The 15,905-nt window shown below is 67.6% G+C and carries 13 protein-coding genes; 4 read left to right on the top strand and 9 right to left on the bottom strand.

Annotated elements, in window-relative coordinates; all coding sequences use genetic code 11:
• Position 1: 1 nt before the first annotated feature.
• The 5 genes from narI to BU28_RS0105770 are packed head-to-tail and all read right to left on the bottom strand — an operon-like array spanning position 2 to position 9,582.
• Entirely contained in the window at positions 2–802 is an 801-nt protein-coding gene (gene narI / locus BU28_RS0105790; RefSeq protein WP_028718633.1) for a respiratory nitrate reductase subunit gamma, read from the bottom strand.
• Between the two features lie 10 nt (positions 803–812).
• Entirely contained in the window at positions 813–1,508 is a 696-nt protein-coding gene (gene narJ / locus BU28_RS0105785) for a nitrate reductase molybdenum cofactor assembly chaperone (protein ID WP_028718632.1), read from the bottom strand.
• Positions 1,505–3,025: a nitrate reductase subunit beta gene (narH, locus tag BU28_RS0105780; protein ID WP_028718631.1), complete on the bottom strand. Its 1,521-nt coding sequence runs from the start codon at positions 3,023–3,025 to the stop codon at positions 1,505–1,507. Before narH ends, narJ begins: the two co-directional genes overlap by 4 nt.
• Positions 3,022–6,843 (bottom strand): nitrate reductase subunit alpha, encoded by a 3,822-nt coding sequence (locus BU28_RS0105775; protein WP_028718630.1) that lies wholly within the window; start codon positions 6,841–6,843, stop codon positions 3,022–3,024. Before BU28_RS0105775 ends, narH begins: the two co-directional genes overlap by 4 nt.
• 24 nt (positions 6,844–6,867) lie before the next feature.
• Positions 6,868–9,582: a nitrate/nitrite transporter gene (locus BU28_RS0105770; protein WP_028718629.1), complete on the bottom strand. Its 2,715-nt coding sequence runs from the start codon at positions 9,580–9,582 to the stop codon at positions 6,868–6,870.
• Between the two features lie 253 nt (positions 9,583–9,835).
• Here BU28_RS0105770 and BU28_RS0105765 point away from each other — a divergent pair, with 253 nt between their 5' ends.
• The 4 genes from BU28_RS0105765 to BU28_RS0105750 all read left to right on the top strand — a co-directional run bounded on the left by BU28_RS0105765 (position 9,836) and on the right by BU28_RS0105750 (position 13,103).
• The gene (locus BU28_RS0105765; protein WP_028718628.1) at positions 9,836–10,540 is read left to right on the top strand and encodes a helix-turn-helix domain-containing protein; all 705 of its coding nucleotides are present in this window, start codon (positions 9,836–9,838) and stop codon (positions 10,538–10,540) included.
• Between the two features lie 83 nt (positions 10,541–10,623).
• Positions 10,624–11,304 (top strand): Crp/Fnr family transcriptional regulator, encoded by a 681-nt coding sequence (locus tag BU28_RS0105760; protein WP_028718627.1) that lies wholly within the window; start codon positions 10,624–10,626, stop codon positions 11,302–11,304.
• An 82-nt stretch (positions 11,305–11,386) separates the two neighbouring features.
• Positions 11,387–11,821: a pseudoazurin gene (locus tag BU28_RS0105755; RefSeq protein ID WP_028718626.1), complete on the top strand. Its 435-nt coding sequence runs from the start codon at positions 11,387–11,389 to the stop codon at positions 11,819–11,821.
• Positions 11,822–11,894: 73 nt separating this feature from the next.
• Positions 11,895–13,103: an NnrS family protein gene (locus BU28_RS0105750; RefSeq protein WP_028718625.1), complete on the top strand. Its 1,209-nt coding sequence runs from the start codon at positions 11,895–11,897 to the stop codon at positions 13,101–13,103.
• A 4-nt stretch (positions 13,104–13,107) separates the two neighbouring features.
• On the opposite strand, the gene BU28_RS0105745 is transcribed toward BU28_RS0105750, so the two are convergent.
• From BU28_RS0105745 to BU28_RS0105730, 4 genes are read right to left on the bottom strand one after another with little or no spacing between them, the layout of a single operon-like run.
• Positions 13,108–13,605 carry a DUF2249 domain-containing protein gene (locus tag BU28_RS0105745; protein WP_028718624.1) on the bottom strand — a complete coding sequence of 166 codons (498 nt, stop codon included), beginning with the start codon at positions 13,603–13,605 and terminating at the stop codon, positions 13,108–13,110.
• Between the two features lie 32 nt (positions 13,606–13,637).
• Positions 13,638–14,567 (bottom strand): FAD:protein FMN transferase, encoded by a 930-nt coding sequence (locus BU28_RS22115; RefSeq protein WP_036762073.1) that lies wholly within the window; start codon positions 14,565–14,567, stop codon positions 13,638–13,640.
• The gene (locus tag BU28_RS0105735) at positions 14,557–15,078 is read right to left on the bottom strand and encodes a nitrous oxide reductase accessory protein NosL (RefSeq protein WP_028718623.1); all 522 of its coding nucleotides are present in this window, start codon (positions 15,076–15,078) and stop codon (positions 14,557–14,559) included. The genes BU28_RS22115 and BU28_RS0105735 overlap by 11 nt, the downstream gene beginning before the upstream one ends.
• Positions 15,079–15,897 carry an ABC transporter permease gene (locus BU28_RS0105730; RefSeq protein WP_028718622.1) on the bottom strand — a complete coding sequence of 273 codons (819 nt, stop codon included), beginning with the start codon at positions 15,895–15,897 and terminating at the stop codon, positions 15,079–15,081.
• Positions 15,898–15,905 lie beyond the last annotated feature (8 nt).

The raw sequence follows: 15,905 nt of genomic DNA, 5'->3' as shown, positions 1-15,905 counted from the left end.
GTCACTCCGCCGCGTGGCGCAGCGGGTCCTGCTGCGTTCCGGCATCACGGGTTGCGACCGTGCGGGCCAGCGCCTCGCGCCCGGCGACGGTGGCCGGGATCGGGTTCAGCCCGACACCCGGACGCGCCCCGCGTTTCGAGCGCACGATCTGATAGCCCGGACGCCACAGATAGCGCACCGGCGCCGACAGCATGTGCACCAGCCGGGTGAAGGGGAACAGCAGGAAGATCGTCAGCCCCAGCAGGATGTGCAGCTTGAAGATCAACGCCACGCCCTCAAGATGCGCGGCCGGATCGGCGCCGAAATAGGCGATGCCCTGGGCCCATTGCATCAGCTTGACCATCTCGTGCCCGTCCAGATGCCCGGCCGAGACAAAGATCGTGCCCAGCCCCAGCGTCAGTTGCAGCATCAGAAGGACCAGGATGCCGGTGTCCGCCAGGGTGGAATTGGCGCGGATGCGCGGATCGGTCAGCCGGCGGTGCAGCAGGATCAGCCCGCCGACCAAGGCCAGGATGCCGGCAAAGCCGCCCATGGCCATGGCAAAGACCTGCTTGGCGCCATGCCCGACGCCCAGCCCGTCCCAGACGGCGATGGGCGTCAGCAGGCCGACGAAATGCCCGCCCAGGATCATCAGCACGCCGACGTGGAACAGCACCGAGCCGATGACGAACTGCTTGCGCCGCAGAAGCTGGCTGGACGAGGATTTCCAGGTGAAGGGCTCGGTCTCGTAGCGGACGATGGCGCCCAGGATCATCACCGTGATGGCGATATAGGGATAAACTCCGAACAGAAAATGGCTCATCTGTCGCTCCTCAGCTTGCGGCCCGCGCCGCAGGGGCGGCGGGGTCCATACGGGCAAGAAGATCGCGGCTGACCGGGCAGCCGGCGTTGGGATCGGGGCCGAAAGTCACCTGCGCCTCGGACCAGACCGCGTCCAGGGCGGCCAGATCCTCGGGGTCGTCGTCCTTGACGGCCAGCAGGGTCTGGACCTCCTCGGTTTCGGGATCGGCCTCGGCGATGGCGACCAGCGCCTCAAGGACGGCCGCATAGGCGGCATCGCGCCGCACCAGCCGTTCGCCCAGCGCGACCAGGATGTGGCCGGCGCCCTGCAGGATCTCCTGCGCCTCGGCCAGGGGCCGGGTGGACAGATATTCCAGCAGCACCGGCAGATGGTCGGGCAGTTCAGTCCCGCCCAGGTCGAAGCCGCCGGCCCGATACATGTCCAGCAGATCGACCATGGCGCCGCCGCGGTCGCGGCTTTCGCCGTGGATATGCTCGAACAGGTTCAGCGACAGCGTGCGCGAACGGTCGAACAGCAGCACATAGCGTTCCTGAAGATCATAAAGATCGCCCCGCGCCAGGTCGCGCAGCAGGGGCGCCAGCGTCTCCATGCGCTTGGGGCCCAGCAGCCCCTCGGCGTGCAGCAGCGCGTCGATCTGGGGGACGGCCTGCTGAAGCTCCTCGGACGGATAGCTCAGCAGCAGCGAAAGTGCCTTGAACGTTTTCATGCGATGAACTCCTGCGGGCTGCGGAACTTCTTGCCCGAGAACAGTTTGGCGCCGCTGTGGCCCGACGAGCAGCCGTTGCCGTCGGTGAAGCTGCAGCCGCCTTTCAGGTCATAGGCATCCTCGACCAGTTCGCGATGCGTGGTCGGGATGACGAAGCGGTCCTCGTAATTGGCGATGGCCAGAAGCTGATACATCTCGTCGATCTGGTGCGGGGTCAGGCCGACGCGCTTGGCGACGCCCAGGTTCACCACGCCGTCCACGGTTTTCGAGCGCATGTAGCTGCGCATCGCCAGCATCCGCTCCAGGGCCGAGGCGACCGGGGCCTCGTCGCCAGCGGTCAGCATGTTCGCAAGGTAACGCAGCGGGATGCGCAGCGACCGCACGTCGGGCATGTCGTCCTGCGCGGCGATCTTGCCGGCCTCGGCCGCGTTCTGGATCGGCGACAGCGGCGGCACATACCAGACCATCGGCAGCGTCCGGTATTCGGGATGCAGCGGGAAGGCGATCTTCCACTCCATCGCCATCTTCCAGATCGGCGAGTTCTGCGCGCCCTTGATCCAGTCCTCGGGGATGCCCTCGGCGCGCGCGGCGGCGATCACCTCGGGGTCGTTCGGGTCCAGGAACACGCCCAACTGCGCGTCATAGAGATCCATCTCCGATTCCGTCGCGGCCGCCTCGGCGATCTTGTCGGCGTCATACAGCATCACGCCCAGATAGCGGATGCGCCCGACGCAGGTTTCCGAACAGACCGTGGGCTGGCCGCTTTCCAGGCGCGGATAGCACAGGATGCATTTTTCCGATTTGCCCGAGGACCAGTTGTAATAGATCTTCTTGTAGGGGCAGCCGGACACGCACATGCGCCAGCCCCGGCATTTCTCCTGGTCGATCAGGACGACGCCGTCGTCCTCGCGCTTGTAGATCGCGCCCGAGGGGCACGAGGCGACGCAGGCCGGGTTCAGGCAGTGTTCGCACAGCCGCGGCAGATACATCATGAAGGTATTCTCATACTCTCCGTAGATGTCCTTCTGCACGCCCTCGAAGTTGTAGTCCTGGCTGCGCTTTGCAAACTCGCCGCCCAGGATCTCCTCCCAGTTCGGGCCCCATTCGATCTTTTCCATCCGCTCGCCGGTGATCTTGGAACGCGGCCGGGCGGTGGGGAACGCCTGCATCTCGGGCGCCGACTTCAGGTGGTCGTAGTCGAAATCGAACGGCTCGTAGAAATCGTCGATCTCGGGCAGGTCTGGGTTGGCAAAGATATTGGCCAGGATGCGCCACTTGCCGCCCTGCTTGGGTTGCAGGCGGCCGGCGCGCGTCCGGGTCCAGCCGCCGTTCCAGCGCTTCTGGTTTTCCCAATCCTTGGGATAACCGATGCCGGGCTTGGTCTCGACGTTGTTGAACCAGGCGTATTCGACGCCTTCGCGCGAGGTCCAGACGTTCTTGCAGGTGACCGAACAGGTATGGCAGCCGATACACTTGTCCAGGTTCAGCACCATGCCGATTTGCGCACGAACTTTCATTCCGCTGCCTCCGTAATTTGGGTTGCGGGTTGGTCGAGCCAGTCGACCTGATCGAGTTTGCGGACGATGACGAATTCGTCCCGGTTGGCCCCCACGGTGCCGTAATAGTTGAAGCCGTAGGAAAGCTGGGCGTAGCCGCCGATCATATGGGTGGGCTTGGGCACGATGCGGGTGACCGAGTTGTGGATGCCGCCGCGCTTGCCGGTGACCTTGCTGCCGGGCGTGTTCACGATCTTTTCCTGGGCGTGATACATGAACATGCTGCCTTCCTTGATCCGCTGGCTGACCACCGCGCGGGCCGAGATGGCGCCGTTGGCGTTGAAGACCTCGACCCAGTCGTTGTCGACGATGCCGGCCTTTTTCGCGTCCACTTCGGAAATCCAGACCACCGGGCCGCCGCGGTTCAGCGTCAGCATCAGCAGGTTGTCGGTATAGGTCGAATGGATGCCCCATTTCTGGTGCGGAGTCAGAAAGTTCAGAACGACGTGCTTTTCCGTCGAGCCCAGCGATTTCGTCGCCGCATGGCCCACCGTCTTCAGGTCCACCGGCGGGCGCCAGGTCACGAAGCCCTCGCCAAAGGCGCGCATCCATTCGTGGTCCTGATAAAGCTGCTGGCGCCCGCTCAGGGTGCGCCACGGGATCAGCTCGTGCACGTTGGTCCAGCCGGCGTTATAGCAGACCTCCTCGCTTTCGATGCCCGACCAGGTGGGCGACGAGATGATCTTGCGCGGTTGCGCCGCGATGTCGCGGAAGCGGATCTTTTCGTCCTCCTTGACCTCGGCCAGGTGCTTGTGGCTGCGCCCCGTGGCCTTGGACAGCGCCTCCCAGGCCTTGACGGCGACCTCGCCGTTGGTTTCGGGGGCCAGCATCAGCACCACCTCGGCCGCGTCGATGGCGGTGTCGATGCGCGCCATGCCCTGGGTCACGCCGTCCTCGGTCACGGTGCCGTTCAGCGCCTTCAGGTGATGCACCTCGGTCTTGGTGTCCCAGGAGATGCCCTTGCCGCCGTTGCCGGCTTTTTCCATCAGCGGACCCAGCGCGGTAAAGCGCTTGTAGAGGTTCGGATAGTCGCGCGTCACCTCGATATAGGCGGGCGCGGTTCGGCCGGGGATCAGGTCGCACTGGCCCTGTTTCCAGTCGGCGACAAAGGGCTGGGCGATCTCGCCCGCGCTGTCGTGCTGCAGGGGCAGCTGCACCACGTCGGTTTCCACGCCCAGAACCTCGGGCGCGAGTTCGGAGAACTTGCGCGCGATGGACTTGAAGATCTCCCAGTCGGATTTCGATTCGTACGCCGGGTCCACCGCCGCCTGCAGCGGGTGGATAAAGGGGTGCATGTCCGACGTGTTCATGTCGTCCTTTTCGTACCAGCTGGCGGTCGGCAGGACGATGTCGGCATAAACGGCGGTGGTGGACATGCGGAAGTCGATGGTGACCAGCAGGTCCAGCTTCCCCTCGGGCGCGTCGTCGTGCCAGACGGCCTCGACCGGCTTCACGCCGCCCTCGGCGCCCAGGTCCTTGCCCTGCACGCCGTGGTCGGTGCCCAGCAGGTGCTTGAGGAAATATTCATGCCCCTTGCCCGAGGACCCCAGCAGGTTCGAGCGCCAGACGAACAGGTTGCGCGGCCAGTTTTCCGGCGCGTCCGGGTCCTGGCAGGACATTTCCAGGCCGCCCGATTTCAGTTCGCGGGCGACATAGTCCTTGACCGCGATGCCTTCGGCCCTGGCGGCGCGGCCGACCTCCAGCGGGTTCGTGCGCAGCTGCGGGGCCGAGGGCAGCCAGCCCATCCGCTCGGCGCGGATGTTGTAGTCGATCAGGCTGAGCCGGTCCCAGTCGCCCTTGGGCGCGGTGGGCGACAGCAGTTCGCGCGCCGTCACCGTCTCATAGCGCCACTGGTCGGTATGGGCATAGAAGGCGCTGGTCGCGTTCATGTGGCGCGGCGGGCGCGCCCAGTCCAGCGCGAAGGCCAGCGCCGTCCAGCCGGTCTGCGGGCGCAGCTTTTCCTGGCCGACGTAATGCGCCCAGCCGCCGCCCGACTGGCCGACGCAGCCGCACATCACCAGCATGTTGATGACGGCGCGATAGTTCATGTCCATGTGGAACCAGTGGTTCATCGCCGCGCCGATGATGACCATGGACTTGCCGTTGGTCTTTTCGGCGTTGCTGGCGAATTCCCGCGCCACCTGGATGATCTTGTCGCGGCGCACGCCGGTGATGCGCTCCGCCCAGGCGGGGGTGAAGGGCACGTCGTCGTCATAGCTCGTGGCGACGTTCTGGCCGCCAAGCCCCCGGTCCAGGCTGTAGTTCGCGCACAGCAGGTCAAAGACCGTGGCGACCAGGACCGAACTGCCGTCGGCCAGCGTGACGCGGCGGGCGGGAACGTTGCGGGTCAGCACCTCGCCCCGGTCGTCCACGGCAAAGCCGTTGGTCGCCGCGCCGCCGAAGAAGGGGAAATCGACTTCGGCGATCTCGTCGTGCTCGTCCTCCAGGATCAGGCTCAGCTGCAGGCGCACGTCGCGGCCCTGCGCCTTCTGCTCCAGGTTCCACAGCCCGGTGTCCTCGACCTTGGTCGAGGCGGTGCCGGTCTGGGTGGTGGGTTCGGCCTTGGTCGGCTTGACCGAGCCGTCCTCGGACCAGCGATGCCCGATCGAGCCGTTGGGCACCACCATCTGGCGCGAGATCTCGTCGATGGCGACGGTCTTCCAGTCGGTGTTGGCGGTTTCCCCCAAGGCGCCCGGCAGGTCGCCCGCGCGCAACTGCCGGCCCGGCACCAGCCGGCCGTCCTGTTCGTCCAGGCGCACCAGCATCGGCATGTCGGAATAGCGCCGGCAGTAGTCTTCGAAATACTCGGCCTGCCGGTCCAGGTGGAATTCGCGCAGGATGACGTGGCCAAAGGCCATGCCGATGGCCGCGTCCGTGCCCTGCTTGGCGTTCAGCCAGATGTCGCCGAACTTGGCCGCCTCGGAATAGTCGGGGCAGATCACGGCGGACTTGGTGCCGCGATAGCGCGCTTCGGTATAGAAATGCGCGTCGGGCGTGCGGGTCTGGGGCACGTTCGAACCCCAGAGGATCAGATAGCCCGCGTTGTACCAGTCCGCGCTTTCGGGGACGTCGGTCTGTTCGCCCCAGGTCTGCGGGCTTGCCGGCGGCAGGTCGCAGTACCAGTCATAGAAGGACATGCAGGTGCCGCCCAGAAGCGACAGATAGCGCGTGCCCGCGGCGTACGAGATCATCGACATGGCCGGGATCGGCGAAAAGCCGAACACCCGGTCGGGGCCGTAGCGTTTGGCGGTATAGGCGTTGGCGGCGGCGGTGATCTCGGTCGCCTCGTCCCAGGTGGCGCGCACGAAGCCGCCCTTGCCCCGGACGCGGGTATAGCTTTCGCGCGCGGCCGGGTCGTTCTGAATGGCGGTCCAGGCCTCGATGGGCGTCATCGTCTTGCGCGCCTCGCGCCACAGCCGCATCAGCCTGCCCCGGATCAGAGGCGTCTTCACCCGGTTCGCGGAATACAGGTACCAGCTGTAGCTCGCGCCCCGTGCGCAGCCGCGCGGTTCGTGGTTGGGCAGATCGGGGCGGGTCCGGGGATAGTCGGTCTGCTGGGTTTCCCAGGTGACGATCCCCGACTTCACGTAGATCTTCCACGAGCAGGAGCCCGTGCAGTTCACCCCATGGGTCGAGCGCACGATCTTGTCGTGGCGCCAGCGGGCGCGATAGGTGTCCTCCCAGTCCCGGCTTTCGATGGTGGTCTGGCCGTGCCCGTCCGCGAACGTGTCCTTGCGCAGCGGGGCAAGGAAGTTCAGGCGATCCAGAAGATGGCTCATGGCTCTCTCCGTTTCCTTTTTCGATTATTCGGCGGGGGCGGCGACGACCGCGCCCCGGTGTTCGATGTCGTGCAGCAGGCCGCCCCGGCGCGTGTAGACGCCCCAGGTCACGGCGATGCAGAGCACATAGAAGGCCAGGAAGCCCCACAGCGCCGCCCCGGCGCCGCCGGTCAGCTGGATGGAACTGCCGAAGGCCTTCGGGATGAAGAAGCCGCCATAGCCGCCGATGGCCGCGGTAAAGGCGACGATGGCCGCCGATTCACGTTCGGACTGGCGGCGGCGCTCCTCGGCGGTGGCGTTCGGGTAAAGCCGCGCGATCTCCTTGCGCATGATGACGGGGATCATCTGGAAGGTGGACGAATTGCCCACGCCCGAGAAGAAGAACAGCGCCATGAAGCCCGCGAAGAACAGTGTGAAGCTGCCGCCGTTCAGCCCCTGCAGGATGACCAGGACCGACCCGATCATGCCCAGGAACACGCCGAAGGTGACCCGCCCGCCGCCGACCCGGTCGGCCAGCCAGCCGCTGCCCGCCCGGCTGAGCGCGCCGATCAGCGGCCCGAGGAAGGCGTATTGCAGCGCGTTGACGCCCGGGAAGGCCAGCTTGGTCAGCATCGGGAAGGCGGCGGAATAGCCGATGAAGCTGCCGAAGGTGCCGACATACAGCAGGCACATGATCCAGTTGTGCCGGCGGCTGAAGATCACCGCCTGTTCGCGGAAGCTCGATTTCGCATCGGCGATGTCGTTCATGCCCAGCCAGGCCGCGATGGTCGAGGCGATGATGAACGGGACCCAGACGAAGCCCGCGTTCTGCATCCAGACCTGGCCGCCATCCGACAGCTGCTGCGGCTGGCCGCCCACGGCGCCAAAGACGCCCATGGTGATGACGACCGGCACCAGGAACTGCATGATCGACACGCCCAGGTTGCCCAGGCCCGCGTTCAGCGCCATGGCGTTGCCCTTTTCGGCGCGCGGGAAGAAGAAGCCGATATTGGCCATCGAGGACGAGAAGTTGCCGCCCCCCAGCCCGCACAGCAGCGCCAGCACCACGAAGATCAGATAGGGCGTTTCCGGGTTCTGCACCGCATAGCCGATGCCCATGGCCGGGATCAGCAGCGAGGCGGTGGAAATCGTCGTCCAAAGCCGGCCGCCAAAGATCGGCACCATGAAGCTGTAGAAGATGCGCAGCGTCGCCCCCGACAGCGCCGGCAGCGCCGCCAGCCAGAACAGCTGGTCCTGGCTGAAGCTGAAGCCGATGGCGGGCAGCCGCGCGATCACGACCGACCAGACCATCCAGACCGCGAAGGCCAGCGTCAGCGCCGGGATCGACAGCCACAGGTTGCGGCGCGCGATCCGGCGGCCCTTCTCGGCCCAGAACTGCGCATCCTCGGGGCGCCAGTCCTGGATCGTCCTGGGCATCTCGGTCTTGCCGGGGACGTGGATCTCGGCCAGTTCGGCAAAGGCCGGTAGCTGGTCCAGCGCCTTGCCCTGGGCCTGCCGCTCCATCGCGCGGATCGAGAAGTGCATCCAGGCCAGCGACACGACGACCACGGCCAGCAGCAGCGCAAAGCACGAAGTATAGACGCCCGTCAGGTCCAGCAGAGCGCCGAAGACGATGGGCAGGATGAAACCGCCCAGGCCCCCGATCATGCCCACCAGACCGCCGACCGCGCCGACGTGGTTCGGGTAATAGACCGGGATGTGCTTGAAGACGGCGGCCTTGCCCAGGCTCATGAAGAAGCCCAGCGCGAACAGCGTGGCGACGAAGGGCCACAGATCCATCTGCGTGGAAAAGGCGATCGGGCCGTTCTTGCCGTGCACGACGTAATCGGTCGGCGGATAGGACAGCATGACCAGAAAGACGATGGCGAAACCGAAGGTCCAGTACATCACCGTCCGCGCGCCGAAGCGGTCCGACAGCGCGCCGCCATAGGCGCGGAACAGGCTGGCCGACAGGCTGAAGGCCGCCGCCGCCATCCCGGCCGTGCGCACGTCGACGCCGTAGACGTCGGTCAGGTAATGCGGCAGCCACAGCGCCAGCGCGACGAAGCCGCCGAAGACGAAGAAGTAGTACAGCGAAAAGCGCCAGACCTGCAGGTTCTTCAGCGGCGCGAACTGCTCGGCCAGGGTCGGGGCCCGGACGCCGCGGGCCTTGCGGGCGGCGAAATCCGGGTCGTCCTTGGCCAGCAGCCAGAAGGCCACGCCCATCAGCGCGATGGCGGCGGCCCAGATCTCGGCCACGCCCTGCCAGCCCATAGCGACCAGCACGAAGGGCGCCAGGAACTTGGTCACGGCCGCGCCGACATTGCCCATGCCGAAGGTGCCCAGCGCCAGGCCCTGCCGCTCGGCCGGGAACCATTTCGACACATAGGCCACGCCGATGATGAAGGACCCGCCCGCCAGGCCCACGCCCAGCGCGGCCAGCAGGAAGGTGGCATAGCTGTCGGCCAGCGTCAGCAGATAGGTCGCGACGCCCGTCAGGATCATCTGCAGCGAAAAGACCAGCCGGCCGCCGAAGCGTTCGGTCCAGACGCCCAGGATCAGCCGCGTCAGCGATCCGGTCAACACCGGGGTCGCGATCAGCAGCCCGTACTGGAATTCGGTCAGGCCAAGCTCGGCCTTGATGGTGATCCCGATGATCGAGAAGATCGTCCACACGGCAAAGCACAGCGTGAAGGCGAATGTGCTTAGCCACAGGGCCCTTTGCTGGTCCTTGCGGGACGGGGGATGATGTTCCGGCATGACTTGCTCCTGTCATCCGCTTCGCGGGTCACGCGAAGGGGTTGCAGGCTGCAAAGCACCTTGGCCGCGCCGCAAACTTGATATGGATCAATTCAGGGCGGCGCAGAGGGAAAAACGGACGTGAATTGCGATCCAGACAGTCAGAACAGTGATCGGATCAAACGGCGACCTGCCAAAACGAGGCAATCCAGTTGCCTTTGTAGCGCCCTTGATTTATCAAAAGTCAAATCTTCCTCGATGCAAGGACCGATTCGTGAGAGACGAGGAAAAGCCCGCCATCCGCAGCCTGCCCTTGTTCCACGAGGTGTCGACCCCGACTTTCGAGGCGCTGATGGCGACCAGCTATTCGCAGAGCTTCCCGCCCCAACTGGATCTGTTCCGCCAGGGCGACCGCGCCGATTTCCTGCATATCCTGATCGAGGGCTCGGTCGAGCTTCACGCCGACTGGAACGGGCGCGAGGCGGTGATGGCGATGGTTCGCCCGGTTTCCAGCTTCATCCTGGCCGCCTGCATCCGGGACGTGCCCTATCTGATGTCGGCCCGCACGCTGGAACGCTCGCGCATCCTGCTGCTGCCGGCGGTGGATCTGCGCGCGGCCATCCGTCGCGAGCCGGAACTGGCGGGGGCGGTGATGACGGAACTGGCGGGCAGCTATCGCGACATGGTGCGCCAGGCCAAGAACATGAAGCTGCGCACGGCGCGCGAGCGGCTTGCGGCCTGGCTTCTGGACCAGGCGCATCGCCAGGGCGCGGCCAACAGCTTCGTGCTGCCGGTCGAAAAGCGCCATCTCGCCTCCTATCTCGGCATGACGCCGGAAAGCCTGTCGCGGGCCCTGGCCGGCCTCAAGGCGCAGGGGATCGCCATGGATGGCGCGCGCGTCATCATCACGGACCGCGAGCGGCTTTCGGCGACGGCAGGTTATGATCCGCTGATCGACAGTTCGGACGAAGGCCTGTAACCGGCCGAAGCTTTCGGGCTGTCATGGGGCGCCGGTTGTGCTAGCCCTGCCCCAAGCCGCACCGAACCCTGCCCGAGATCCTCATGCTGTCCGAACTTGCTGAACTGGCGATCTTTTCCAGCCTGACCCCCGAACAGCTGGGGATCATCGCGGAAGGCATGACCCGCGTCGCGCTGGAACCGGGCCAGAACCTGTTCCTTCAGGGCGATGCGGCGGCGCGGTTCTTCCTGCTGATCGACGGCCGGCTGAAGGTCACGCAGCTGACCGAGGACGGCCAGCAATTCATCGTCCGCATCGTCCACCCGGGCGAGCTTTGCGGCTTTGGCCCGGCCATCGGGCGCACGATCTTTCCCGGCAGCGCAGAGGCGATCGTTCCCAGCACCCTGCTTGCCTGGCCCCGCGCCCGGTGGGAGCCGCTGATCGCCGCCGCCCCTGCCCTGGCCGTCTCGGCCATCCAGGCGGTCGGGCGCAAGCTCGACGAGGCGCATACCCGCCTGCGCGAGATGTCGACCGAAGATGCCGGGCGCCGCATCGCCCATCTTCTGCTGCGCCTGGCCCGGCAGGCCAAACCCGGCCCGGGTCCGGTCGAGATCCCCTTCCCCATCACCCGCCAGGACATCGCCGACATGAGCGGCAATACCCTGCACACCGCATCGCGCATCATGGCGGCATGGGAGGCCGAGGGCATCCTGCTGCGCGCGCGGCGCAAGGTCATCATCGCCGATCCGGCCGGGCTTGCCGCCATCGCCGAAGCCCGCGCCTGATTTCCGCCGCAATTTGCCTCAGCGCAACGTCGGGGGCCGGTCGAAGCGTCAGGCTGCGGCCGTGATTGCAAGGAGACAGGACATGAAACGCATGCTGATCATCACCGCCGCGCTGACCGCGCTGGCCGGTCCGGCGCTGGCCGCCGACCATCAGGTGCAGATGCTGAACAAGGGCGCCGACGGCGTGATGGTCTTCGAGCCCGCCTTCGTGCAGGCCGAGGTCGGCGACACCGTGACCTTCGTGCCGACCGACAAGAGCCATGACGTGGCCTCGCTGCCCGGCATGCTGCCCGAGGGCGTGGCCGAATTCGAATCGAAGCTGAACGAGCAGTTCGTGCTGACGCTGGACAAGCCCGGCCTTTACGGCGTCAAATGCAAGCCGCACCTGCCGATGGGCATGGTGGCGCTGATCCAGGCCGGTCCCGACGCGCCGAACTATGACGCGCTGGCGACGGGCAAGCTGCCCAAGAAGGCGCGCATCCGGATGGATGCCGAACTGGCGCAGGTCAAGCGCTAAGAAACCCCAGACCGCCCGTCGCCGGCCCTGCAGGCGACGGGCGATTTCCGCTTGTCAAGGAAAGGGCACCGGGATGACCAGGACAAAGGCGGCCGAGGCCAGGGGCGGCATTCCGCGCGGGCTGTCGCGCACCGGGCCGGTGCTCTTCTCCTATGGGTTCCGGCCGTTCTTTCTGGGCGGCGCGGTCTGGGCCGTGCTGGCCATGGCGCTGTGGGTCATGGCGGTTTCCGGCCACGCCCTGCCCGGCGGCGATTACGGCGCGGCGAACTGGCACATGCACGAGATGCTGTTCGGCTTTGCCTCGGCGGTGCTGTCGGGCTTTCTGATGACGGCGGTGCCGAACTGGACCGGGCGCATGCCCTTGTCGGGCCGGCCGCTGATGGCGCTGGTGGCGCTGTGGCTGGTCGGCCGGCTGGCGCTGACCTGGCCTCCGGGCGGCGCGGTCTGGCTGGGCGTGCTGGCGGATGCGCTGTTCCTGCCGGTCATGGCCGCCGTCTTCGCGGTCGAGATCATCGCCGGGCGCAAGTGGCGCGACCTCAAGGTCGTGGCCGCCGTGACGGTGCTGGCGCTGGCAAACCTGGGCTTTCACCTGGCCGTGCTGCGCGGCGGCGACCCGACCATGGCCGCGCGGGCCGCGATCTCGGCCTATGTCATGCTGATCGTCATCATCGGCGGCCGCATCACGCCCAGCTTTACCCGCAACTGGCTGGCGCGGCGCGGGCCGGGGCCGCTGCCGGTCCCCTACAACCGCTTCGACACGCTGGTCGCCTGCGTCTCGGGCGTCACGCTGGCGCTGTGGATCGTCGCGCCGGACAGCCTGCCGGTGGCCGTCCTGGGCCCGGTCGCGGCCGTGCTGAACCTGGCACGGATGCTGCGCTGGCGCGGCTGGCGCACCTGGGCCGAGCCGCTGGTGCTGGCGCTGCACGGCGGCTATGCCATGCTGGCCCTGGGCTTTGCCGCCGTCGGCCTGTCTGGGCTGGGCCTGCTCAGCACCGCCGGGGCGCTGCATGTCTTTGCCGTGGGCGCCATCGGCGGCGAGATGCTGGCCGTGATGGGCCGCGCCACGCGCGGTCACACGGGACGCGCGTTGACGGCCTCGGCCCTGACCACCGCCAGCTATGGGGCGATCTGGGCGGCGGCCCTGCTGCGCCCGGCGGCCGAGCTTGGCGATTACGACCGGCTGATCCACCTGGCGGGCGGGCTCTGGATGCTGGCCTTCGGGCTTTATGTCCTGGAATACGCCCCGATGCTGATCCGGGCGCGCAAGGATCTGCGCGCCTGATCCGCTAATCCGCGCGGCGCAGAAGCAGCCGGAACCCGCTGCCGTCGGCGGCCGGGTTTGCGGCCCATTTGTGGCCCTGCGCCCCCAGTTCCGCCAGCAGGTCCGCAGGCTCGGCAGCCAGCAGCGCAAAGACCACATCGCCCGGCGGGATGCGTCCAAGCGCCTGGCGCAGCCGCTCGGCCGCCTCATCGGAGCTCTGCGCGGTCAGGTCCAGCAGGGCGGTCGGCTCGGGCCAGCCGAAGGCGTCAAGCGCGCTGCCCTGCCCCAGCCGATGGGCGGCCGGCGCAAAGTCGATCTGCCAGCCCTTGTCGGGCAAGCGCGTCTCGTGGTGGTCATAGCCGCGCCGCGCCATGACGCGAAACAGCGGCACGGGGCGGAACGGCGCAATCAGGCGCAGGGTCTGGCCCCGTGACAGGGCATCGACGGCGGCCAGGATCTCGGCCAGGGGCTCGGCGCCCCGGGCCAGGATCGGGCGGACGTCCAGCGTGACGATGGGCTCCATGGGTTCTCCTCCCCTGTGGCTGTAGCGGAACGTCAGGTAAAACGGAACTCCTGCCCCGAGGCGTCCAGCGCGCGGACCTCGACCCCGGGCAGATGCGGCAGGGCGGCGCGGATCGCCGCGGCCGGCGCCAGGCTGAGCCCGGTCGAAAGCCCGTCCGCCAGCCCCGCGCTGTCGGCGATGACCGAGACGCGGGCCCAATCGGCGCGCGCCGTGCCGGTGGCGGGGTCGATCAGCTGCGGCAAGCGGCCCTCGGGATCGAAGCTGAAGCCGCGCGCCTCGGTCGTGGCCAGCGCCCGGTCGGTCAGCAGCGCGTGGCCGCCGCCGGCCAGCCTCACCGACCATGGCTCCTGCGCGCTGCGGCCGCCGATGGCGCGAAACTCGCCCATGTCGACCAGCGTATGCTCGGCCCCGCCGGCGCGCAGCAGATCGGTGATGCGGTCGGTGATGACACCTTGGGCAATGCCGTTCAGCGTCAGCGCCTGGCCGGGCGCCAGCAAGATACGGGCCCGGCTGATCCGTACACGTCCGAAGCCCAGGCCGGACCGCGCCGCCGCGATGGCCTGCGCATCGCCCGCGGCATAGGCACGCCACAGCGGCTGCACGGTCGGGTCGAAGAGCCCGCCGGTCGCGGCATGGACCCGGCCTGCCAGGTCCAGCGCCGCCAGCATCTCGGGGCTGGGCGCCAGCAGATAGCCGTCGCGATTCAGCCGCGACAGTTCCGATTCGGCGCGGTAAAGGGTGAAGATCGCCTCCAGCCGGCGCAGCTCGGCCGCGGTCTCGCGCAGCAGGACCTGGGCGCGGGCCGGGTCGGGATGGTTCAGGATCAGCGTGGTCGGTGCGCCCAGGGCCTGGCCGCGCCAGACCGTCGCCTGCGGTGCCGCCAAGAGCCCGCGCGGCGACAGCAGCGCCGCCCCAGCGACAGCGGCCGAGATGGTCAGGAAGCGGCGGCGGTCAATGCGCATGAGCACCCTCCCCCTGCTCGGCCTCGCCGCCCAGCACCTCGTCGGGGGTCAGTTCGTCGAAGCCCTGCACCGTGCCGCCCTTGTCCCGGGCAAAGGCCTCGGCCGCCTCGCGGGTGCCGAAGGGCACGATCTCGGCCCCGCCCATCGCCGCCTCGACCTTGGCGCCGACGACGTAAAAGGCGGATTTCGCGTCGATCCAGTTGTCGGCGCCGGGGTCGGCCCAGCTTTTTGCCTTGGCCATGTCCGAGACATAAAGCCCGCCGTAATCCTTGACCTCGTCCGGCATCATGGTGAAGGCCACCGTGTCGCGGGCCGAGGAGAACCAATAGGCCCCCAGGTCCTTCGACAGCACCACCTGGCCCTTGGGGCCTTCGTGCTCCATCAGGTTCATGCCGCAATAGCGGCCCACCGCCTCGGCGGTCATGGACTCGGGCGGCAGGGTGGCGGTGGCGTCCGGCTTGCAGCCCATCAGCGGCAGCATCAGCAAGGCGGCGATCAGAAGCGGTTTCATCTAGAGGTTCCTCCGCGCGAACACGGTCATGGCCAGGGCCAACGGCGCCAGGCACCAGGCCAGCAGCGCCCCGGCCAGCAGCCAGGGCGTCAGATGCGAATTGTCATAGACCCCGCCCATGCCCGACAGCAGGGCGGCGCTGCCCTCGCCCAGCGTCAGCAGGCGATAGGCGTCGGTCGGATTGGCCAGCAGCGCCATGTCCATCAGCCCCCCCGGCACGGCATGGCCGCCCCGCGCCACCAGCGCCGCCAGCAGCGCCATGTCGTAAAGCGCGACGAAGAACAGCCACAGCCCGATGGCGATGCCGGCAGCGGTCGAGCTTTCCTGCACCACGCTCGACGCCAGCACCCCCAGCCCCAGAAAGACCGCGCCCAGCAGCACCGAAACGGCGGTCATGAAGGCGAAGGCCTGCCAGCCCTCGGCGCCGTGGCGCCAGATCACGAAGACGGCGGCGCAGCCGAAGCCGATCACGGTGGCCAGCGCCAGGATGGCCAGTTGGCCCAGGAACTTGCCGGCGACGACCTGCCAGCGCGCCAAGGGGTGGCTCAGCAGCAAAAGCAGCGTGCCGCGCTCGGCCTCGCGGGTGATGCTGTCATGAGACAGCAGCAGCGCGATCAGCGGCACCAGGAAGATGGTCAGGCTGGCCAGCCCCACCACCACCACGTCCAGCGCCCCGGTCGCGGTCGAGCCGGTCGGAGCCGAGCCCAGGGCCGCGATGGCCCCGGCCAGCGCCGCCATGACGGCAGTCATCGAGACCACCCAGCGGTTGCGCACCCCTTCGGCCAGTTCGCGGCGGGCTATGGTCAGGATCGCGGACATCAGGCGGC

This window comes from Paracoccus yeei ATCC BAA-599, from assembly GCF_000622145.1.
Lineage (GTDB): Bacteria > Pseudomonadota > Alphaproteobacteria > Rhodobacterales > Rhodobacteraceae > Paracoccus > Paracoccus yeei.
The sequence above is the reverse complement of the archived record's forward strand: the minus strand, read 5'-3'. Positions and strand labels throughout refer to the sequence as shown.